Annotated in this window: 9 protein-coding genes; all 9 read left to right on the top strand. The window is 54.3% G+C overall.

What is annotated here, in order from left to right; all coding sequences use genetic code 11:
* Positions 1 to 188 precede the first annotated feature (188 nt).
* Entirely contained in the window at positions 189 to 911 is a 723-nt protein-coding gene (locus tag ACPLUI_RS08990; RefSeq protein ID WP_424659928.1) for an NAD+ synthase, read from the top strand.
* A gap of 73 nt (positions 912 to 984) precedes the next feature.
* Entirely contained in the window at positions 985 to 1,713 is a 729-nt protein-coding gene (locus ACPLUI_RS08985; protein ID WP_424659927.1) for a YebC/PmpR family DNA-binding transcriptional regulator, read from the top strand.
* A gap of 86 nt (positions 1,714 to 1,799) precedes the next feature.
* Positions 1,800 to 2,450 carry a BofC C-terminal domain-containing protein gene (locus tag ACPLUI_RS08980; protein WP_424659926.1) on the top strand — a complete coding sequence of 217 codons (651 nt, stop codon included), beginning with the start codon at positions 1,800 to 1,802 and terminating at the stop codon, positions 2,448 to 2,450.
* A 57-nt stretch (positions 2,451 to 2,507) separates the two neighbouring features.
* Positions 2,508 to 3,008, top strand: a complete 501-nt coding sequence (gene ruvC, locus ACPLUI_RS08975; RefSeq protein ID WP_424659925.1) for a crossover junction endodeoxyribonuclease RuvC — start codon at positions 2,508 to 2,510, stop codon at positions 3,006 to 3,008.
* A 17-nt stretch (positions 3,009 to 3,025) separates the two neighbouring features.
* Positions 3,026 to 3,622: a Holliday junction branch migration protein RuvA gene (gene ruvA / locus ACPLUI_RS08970; protein ID WP_424659924.1), complete on the top strand. Its 597-nt coding sequence runs from the start codon at positions 3,026 to 3,028 to the stop codon at positions 3,620 to 3,622.
* A 23-nt stretch (positions 3,623 to 3,645) separates the two neighbouring features.
* Positions 3,646 to 4,668: a Holliday junction branch migration DNA helicase RuvB gene (ruvB, locus tag ACPLUI_RS08965; protein WP_424659923.1), complete on the top strand. Its 1,023-nt coding sequence runs from the start codon at positions 3,646 to 3,648 to the stop codon at positions 4,666 to 4,668.
* Positions 4,669 to 4,711: 43 nt separating this feature from the next.
* On the top strand, positions 4,712 to 5,272 hold the full coding sequence (locus tag ACPLUI_RS08960; RefSeq protein ID WP_424659922.1) for an epoxyqueuosine reductase QueH: 561 nt from the start codon (positions 4,712 to 4,714) through the stop codon (positions 5,270 to 5,272).
* Positions 5,269 to 5,487, top strand: a complete 219-nt coding sequence (locus tag ACPLUI_RS08955) for a DUF2905 domain-containing protein (protein WP_424659921.1) — start codon at positions 5,269 to 5,271, stop codon at positions 5,485 to 5,487. The genes ACPLUI_RS08960 and ACPLUI_RS08955 overlap by 4 nt, the downstream gene beginning before the upstream one ends.
* Before the next feature lie 78 nt (positions 5,488 to 5,565).
* Positions 5,566 to 6,886: SpoIID/LytB domain-containing protein (locus ACPLUI_RS08950; RefSeq protein WP_424659920.1), on the top strand; the 1,321-nt coding region annotated here is incomplete at its 3' end.

Here is a 6,886-nt window from a genome sequence, read left to right as displayed (position 1 = left end):
GGTACTTGGGGGCCTACCCCTGGGAGAGTAGGTCGCTGCCGGAAAATTTTTAGCTTACCCCCGGGTTGTCCCGGGGGTAGTTAATTTTCTCAACTCTGGTGACTCTGCTCAAAGATACGGGGCAATTGCTTTATTCGGTGCTGCATGTTATCATAAAAACTGAGATTTTAACCACGGGGGGATCAGGTTTGGATCTGCTCGCAGAGCGGTTGACCGGGTGGCTCAGGGAACAGGTCGTTGAACGGGGTGCGCGGGGTTACGTGGTAGGCCTGAGCGGTGGTATTGATTCCGCTGTTACGGCTGTCTTGTGCAAGCGGGCCTGTCCGGATAACGTCCTGGGCATCATTATGCCCTGCTACAGCAATCCGCAGGATGCTGAAGACGCCAGGTTGGTGGCCACCACTTTTGATATTCCTTTTAAGGAAATTGTTCTCGACGAACCGTTTGCTCTCCTGGTTCGCCTTCTCACCGGTGAAGAATACGACATGGAGAAAAAAGATCTTTCGATTATAAATATCAAGCCCAGACTGCGTATGATCACGCTTTATTTTTATGCATCCCGTCTGCAGTACCTGGTTGCCGGCACGGGTAACCGCAGTGAGTTGACCGTCGGTTATTTTACCAAGTATGGTGATGGAGGGGTGGACCTTTTACCCATCGGTAACCTTGTTAAACGCCAGGTATATGAGCTGGCCCGGCACCTCGGAATACCACGGCGTATTATTGATAAGCCGCCTTCTGCCGGTTTATGGGCCGGGCAGAGCGATGAGAAGGAAATGGGTATAACATACCAGGAGCTTGATGAATTTATCCTTACCGGGAAGGCCGACGAGCGGGTGCGGGAGATTGTCAAACACCTGGCGGCTAAAAATGCCCATAAAAAGCAGATGCCGGTTATACCCCCGTTTTAATTGTAAGCAGGGCCGGGCCCCGTTCGCTGATATACTACTTTTTTGGGTGTAAGAAAGGAGGTTTCAGCGAGAGATGTCCGGTCATTCCAAATGGTCTACCATCAAGCGAAAAAAAGCCAGGGTGGATGCCCAGAGAGGAAAGATATTTACCCGCCTCTCCAGGGAAATTATCGTTGCGGCCCGTATGGGGGGTGGAGACCCCGACGCCAATCCCAGGCTGAAGGCGGCGATCCAGCGGGCTAAAGAAGCCAATATCCCCAACGAGAACATTCAGCGGGCTATTCAAAAAGGTACCGGTGAGCTGGGTGGAGCAGACTACGAGGAACTGATTTATGAAGGCTACGGTCCGGGTGGCGTTGCAGTTATGATGGAGATCATGACTGACAACCGGAACCGTACCGCTGGAGAGATACGGCACCTCTTCTCCCGTCATGGAGGTAACCTGGGTGAGGCTGGCTGTGTTTCCTGGATGTTTTCCAAAAAAGGCGTTATCGTGGTGGAAAAAGACGGCCTGGATGAAGATGAGTTGATGCTTACCGCCCTGGAAGCGGGAGCTGAGGATATGAGAACCGAAGAGGACGAGTTCGAAATTATCACTGCTCCTGAAGATTTTGAACAGGTACGCCGGGCCCTGGTGGAAAAAGGAGTCCCCATTGCAGAGGCGCAGGTAACCATGGTCCCTCAGAGCACGGTTAAGCTTGCCGGCAAAGAGGCGGAGCAAATGATGCGTTTGATGGATGCTCTGGAAGATCACGATGATGTCCAGGAAGTATATGCTAATTTTGAGCTTGAAGAATATTAAGGCCTGAAAGGGGAAAGCATGGTTCCGGAAAAAAGTGGCAATAATATAATCGACAACCACTGTTATTTTAAGGAGTGTCTGGAACCATGCTGAAAAGATGTTTCTATGCCTTTGCCGGGCTGCTGATCATGCTTGGTGTGGCCATCTCAGTCTACCTGGGGATGAGTTTGCTGGGAGAGCCATCAATCAAGCCCGGCCTGGCCATCCTCAGAGCCGGTGACCGCTCTGTCCTGCCGGTTAAGAGTGACACTTTTGTTCAGGAAGAGAAAGAATATCTTTGTGGTGACGTGCAAATAGTTTTCCTGGGGCGTGCTCCCCGGGAATTGATTGGATTGGACCGCGCAGAACTGGCCAGACGATATCCTGCCGGCCAGGGATGGAGCATAAAAGAGCAGGGCAGGATGTTGATATTAAGACAGCGGGTCCAGGATTTATGTCCGGAGCACAAGAATTACCGGCACCTGGGGATTCATGAGGGCTATCTGGCTGTATACGAGGGACCTCTCGGTTATAATGGAAAACTGCTCCGGGTTGAAAAACACATGCCTGTAGACCAGCTTCATCCCGATTTGCAGCTGAAGTTGCACAAGGCGGGCGATTTTAATCATCAGGACCCGGAGACACAGGCTATTTTGCGTGCGGAGCTGGAGTTCCCCTCCGAACAGGCGGTAAACGCCATGCTGGAAAACCTGGATGAAGCAGCAGAGTCCGGGGGTAATCCCGGACTTGATTTTTAAACTGTTAGCAGGAACCATGGTGGGTGGCGTGGAATTTTTTAGTGAGGAGAGGGCTTTATGCGGGTTATTGGTGTTGATCCGGGTACGGCCGTCACCGGTTATGGCATAGTTGAACTGCGGGGGAATGTGCTGAGAGCGGTAGCTTACGACTGCATTACAACACGATCCGATCAGCCTATGCCCCTGCGGCTTCAGTATCTTTACCGGCAGCTGGAGATGGTGCTCAAACTCCATCAGCCGGGACAATTTGCCGTGGAAGAACTCTTTTTTAACAAAAATGTTCGAACGGCCCTCGCCGTAGGACAGGCCCGTGGTATAGCCCTTCTGGCCGCCGTAAATGCCGGTCTCGAAATAGCCGAATATACTCCCCTGGAAGTCAAACAGGCTGTGGTTGGTTACGGCAGGGCAACCAAGGAACAGGTCCAGTATATGGTTCGGGCTCTTCTATGCCTGCCGGAGATCCCCAGGCCCGATGATGTGGCCGACGCTCTGGCGGTGGCTATCTGTCATGCTCACCGGGTCTCAGGCAGAGGTCATGTCCGGCTGACCGGTATCTAATGGAGGAATAACCCTGCATGATTGCCTTTTTGAGTGGTAAGCTGGTGGAAATACATGAGGACTCCATCGTGATAGATGTTCACGGCGTGGGGTACCTTGTCCGCATCCCCCTGTCCATGGTGAGTCAGCTTCCGCCAGAAGGGCATCCGGTACGCCTGTATACTCATTTTTTATGGCGGGAAGATGGGCCCGCTCTTTTTGGTTTTTCCAGCCGGGCGGAATTGGAAACCTTTCGCAGGCTTTTAAACGTGGCCGGGGTGGGTCCCAGGGTGGCCCTCTCCATTTTGTCTGTGGTGACTCCCGCCGCCTTGAGCCGGGCAGTGGCGGAGGAAAATGAAAATCTTCTTACAGCTGTCCCCGGTGTGGGCAGAAAGACGGCCCGGCGTATTATCCTTGAGCTGAAGGACAAACTGGGGGATGTGACTTCTGTGGTTGGCGGTTCAGAGAATACAGAGGACGAAGGGGAGGCTGTGGCCGCCCTGATGGCTTTGGGTTACGGTGAGGTGGAGTCCCGCCGGGCCGTGCGGCAGGTCCGCCAGCAGGTTGCTTCTGGTACCACAGAGGATTTGCTGCGGTCTGCCCTCCAGTGGTTGGGCAGGCAGAAAAAACCTTAACCGCTTGATGGGGGTGTTTACCCTTGGAGGAAAGGCTCCTTTCCGCTACTTTCCGGTCGGAGGACGGGGAACACGAATACAACCTGCGGCCGCGGCGGCTCGAGGATTTTATTGGCCAGAGAAAGATTAAGGAGAGTCTGTCAATTTTTATAAGCGCGGCCAGAGAGCGGGGTGAAGTGCTGGATCACGTGCTTTTATTCGGCCCTCCTGGCCTTGGTAAGACCACCCTGGCCGGTATCATTGCCAGTGAGCTCGGGGTGGGTATTCGCGTCACCTCAGGCCCGGCCGTGGAACGCCCTGGTGACCTGGCTGCGATTTTGACCAATCTGTCTCTGGGAGATGTTTTGTTTATTGACGAGGTGCACCGCCTGAGCCGGCCGGTCGAGGAAATACTCTACCCGGCCATGGAAGATTTTGCCCTGGACATTGTCATCGGTAAAGGTCCGGGCGCCCGTTCCCTGAGGTTGGAACTGCCCCGGTTTACTTTAATCGGTGCCACTACCCGGGCCGGCCTGCTCACATCGCCGCTGCGGGACCGTTTTGGGGTGCTTTGCCGGCTGGAATATTACGAGGTCAACGAGCTGGTACAGATTATCACCCGTTCGGCCCATATTCTGGGCATACCTGTAGAAAGGGAGGGGGCATTAGAAATTGCCCGGCGTGCCCGGGGTACGCCCCGGGTAGCCAACCGCCTGTTAAAACGGGTGCGGGATTATGCTCAGGTGCGGGCCGGGGGTGTAATAACCCGGGCGGTTGCTGTCCAGGCGCTGGAGTTTCTCGAGGTAGACCCCCTGGGCCTGGAACATACCGACCGGCGCCTGCTGCACATAATTATAGAGAAGTTTAACGGTGGTCCTGTGGGACTGGATACTCTGGCCGCGGCTGCCGGGGAAGAAGCGGGTACCCTGGAGGATGTTTTTGAGCCCTATCTGTTGCAAACAGGACTCCTCGCCCGTACCCCCCGGGGGCGGGTGGCCACTCCTGCCGCTTACAAACATCTGGGTTTGCCGTTGAAGAGAGATCCTGTCCAGATGAGCTTATGGTAAAATGAGAAATGTCCGTTCCAATCAAACAGGTGGTGGGATGTCCATGAAAATACTTCTGCATATCTGCTGTGCCCCCTGTAGCATCTACCCCCTGGACTACCTGCGCCGGGAGGGTCACACGGTTCGCGGCTATTTCTTCAACCCCAACATCCACCCCTATACAGAGTGGCAAAAAAGGAGGGAAACACTGGAGAAGTATGCGCGGGAACAGGAGCTCCCGGTAATTTTCGATGATGATTACCCTCTGGAGCAATTTCTGCAGATGGTGGTTTACCGGGAAAGCCGGCGGTGTCAATTTTGTTACGCCCTGCGCCTCCGGCAGGCTGCCCGGGTGGCCAGGCGGGGAGGTTTTGATGCTTTCACTACAACCCTCCTGGTGAGCCCGTTTCAAAAGCACGACCTGATCCGGGAAATCGGCGAGTCTGTAAGCGATGAGTTTGGAGTGCCGTTTTACTATGCGGATTTTCGTACCGGTTTCAAGGAAGCCGTTGCCCGCTCCAAAGAACTGGGCATGTACCGCCAGCAGTACTGCGGCTGTATATATAGTGAGAAGGAACGTTATTATCATTCTTCCAGAAGAAAAGGTGCAGGTGAAGAGAAATGATGGGCGGTTTGGGCAAAATGCTCGCTCTGATGGGTGTATTCCTGCTGGTTACCGGCGGCCTGCTCATGGTATCGGAAAGGCTCTTCCATCTGGGCCGCCTACCCGGAGACATCTTTATTCAGAGAGGTAATTTTACCTTTTACTTCCCTGTCGTTAGTTCCATTATCCTGAGCCTTCTCCTTACGTTAATCTTAAACCTTATTTTTCGGCGCTAGCTCCGGCAGGAAACTGGCAGAAACCTGTCGAACTTACCAGGGTGAAGGGAATTGTACATCCAGCAGGGGGTTTGTTTGGTGTTTAAAAAGCACTTGAGTTTGACTATCCTCCTTTTAGGACTCTGGGCCCTGGTGAGTTATCCCGCCTGTCCGGCTTTGGGGGAGGTCGTAGTGGCACCTCATGACGTTCGTGTGGGGCTGGTCCAAAAAGCAGCGAAGGTTGGTTTTTCGGTAACCGGAACTTATCAGTTGATCAATTACTCGACAAATAATATTGTTTCAGAAGTTACCCCCGGGCAGCGCTGGGACGTGTGCTATTCTCCGGGTGGGCTTGAGTTATACAGGGATGGTATTGAAATCGGTTGCTTTAAAGGGCCGCTTGGTTTGAGAGGTAGAGTATTGCAGGTAAGCGTTCTTGCGGCGGCGGGCAACCAGATAAAACGGGAGGGCGGCCTGTATACCCTGGGTGCGGGGGGTAAAAAAGTCCTGCTGGACAACCTGGCAGGTATGAGTGTAATAGGTGCCGGTGGGCAAATGAAAACAATTACTCCTGCCGGGGGACTGAATCTGGTTACCCTCTACCAGGGAGAGCAGGCCAACCGCTACAGGGGTGATATGGAGTTCCGCCTGGATGACAGGGGGATTACGGTGGTCAACCAGCTGGGCATTGAAGAATACCTTTACGGGGTGGTGCCGGCGGAGATGCCCGCCAGCTGGCCCGCGGAAGCATTGAAGGCCCAGGCGGTGGCCGCCCGCAGTTATGTCCTGGCCCAAATGGGTACCTACGCGAGCCAGGGTTTCGATGTGCTGGCCACCCAGGGGAGCCAGGTATACCGGGGTTACGACGGTGAGCATCCGGCTGCCAGCAGGGCGGTGGATGAAACCAGGGGCCTTGTGGTAACCTACCGTGGCCGGCCTATTAGTGCCGTTTTCCATAGTTCGAGCGGCGGGTATACGGAAAACAGCGAGGACGTATGGGTTAGCTGTGTGGATTACCTGCGTGCCAGGCCGGACCCGTTCGACCGCAACCCCCAGAACAAGCATTACGACTGGGTCAGGACTTACACTGCCGATCAACTCAAGGAACAACTGGCTGCGTCCGGCTATCGTTTCAGTCAAATTTACGACCTGGTGGAAATAGAGCGTACGTCCACCGGCCAGCGGGTTAAGTGCCTTGCGGTCAGCGGCCTGGGCCCGGACGGAAAGCCGTTGACCATCCAGATTGGCAGGGATCCCCTTAAAGCGAAGGCTGATGAGGTACGCCGGGCTCTCGGCTTAAAAAGTGCCTGTTTTACCATGGAGAAAGTCATGACGGCTGAGGGGCCAGTGCAACAGCAAAACGCAAGCTGCAAGAAATCTTCCAGAGTAAATTCCTGTTGCTGCCGCAGCTTTTTCTGGA

Source organism: Desulfofundulus sp. (assembly GCF_049701015.1).
Lineage (GTDB): Bacteria > Bacillota > Desulfotomaculia > Desulfotomaculales > Desulfovirgulaceae > Desulfofundulus.
The sequence above is the reverse complement of the archived record's forward strand: the minus strand, read 5'-3'. Positions and strand labels throughout refer to the sequence as shown.

Bases quoted from the DNA above. Each gene is read 5' to 3' on its own strand.
- ACPLUI_RS08985 (WP_424659927.1), top strand. From the start codon at position 985: ATGTCCGGTCATTCCAAATGGTCTACCATCAAGCGAAAAAAAGCCAGG.
- ACPLUI_RS08980 (WP_424659926.1), top strand. From the start codon at position 1,800: ATGCTGAAAAGATGTTTCTATGCCTTTGCCGGGCTGCTGATCATGCTT.
- ruvC (WP_424659925.1), top strand. From the start codon at position 2,508: ATGCGGGTTATTGGTGTTGATCCGGGTACGGCCGTCACCGGTTATGGC.
- ruvA (WP_424659924.1), top strand. From the start codon at position 3,026: ATGATTGCCTTTTTGAGTGGTAAGCTGGTGGAAATACATGAGGACTCC.
- ACPLUI_RS08960 (WP_424659922.1), top strand. From the start codon at position 4,712: ATGAAAATACTTCTGCATATCTGCTGTGCCCCCTGTAGCATCTACCCC.
- ACPLUI_RS08955 (WP_424659921.1), top strand. From the start codon at position 5,269: ATGATGGGCGGTTTGGGCAAAATGCTCGCTCTGATGGGTGTATTCCTG.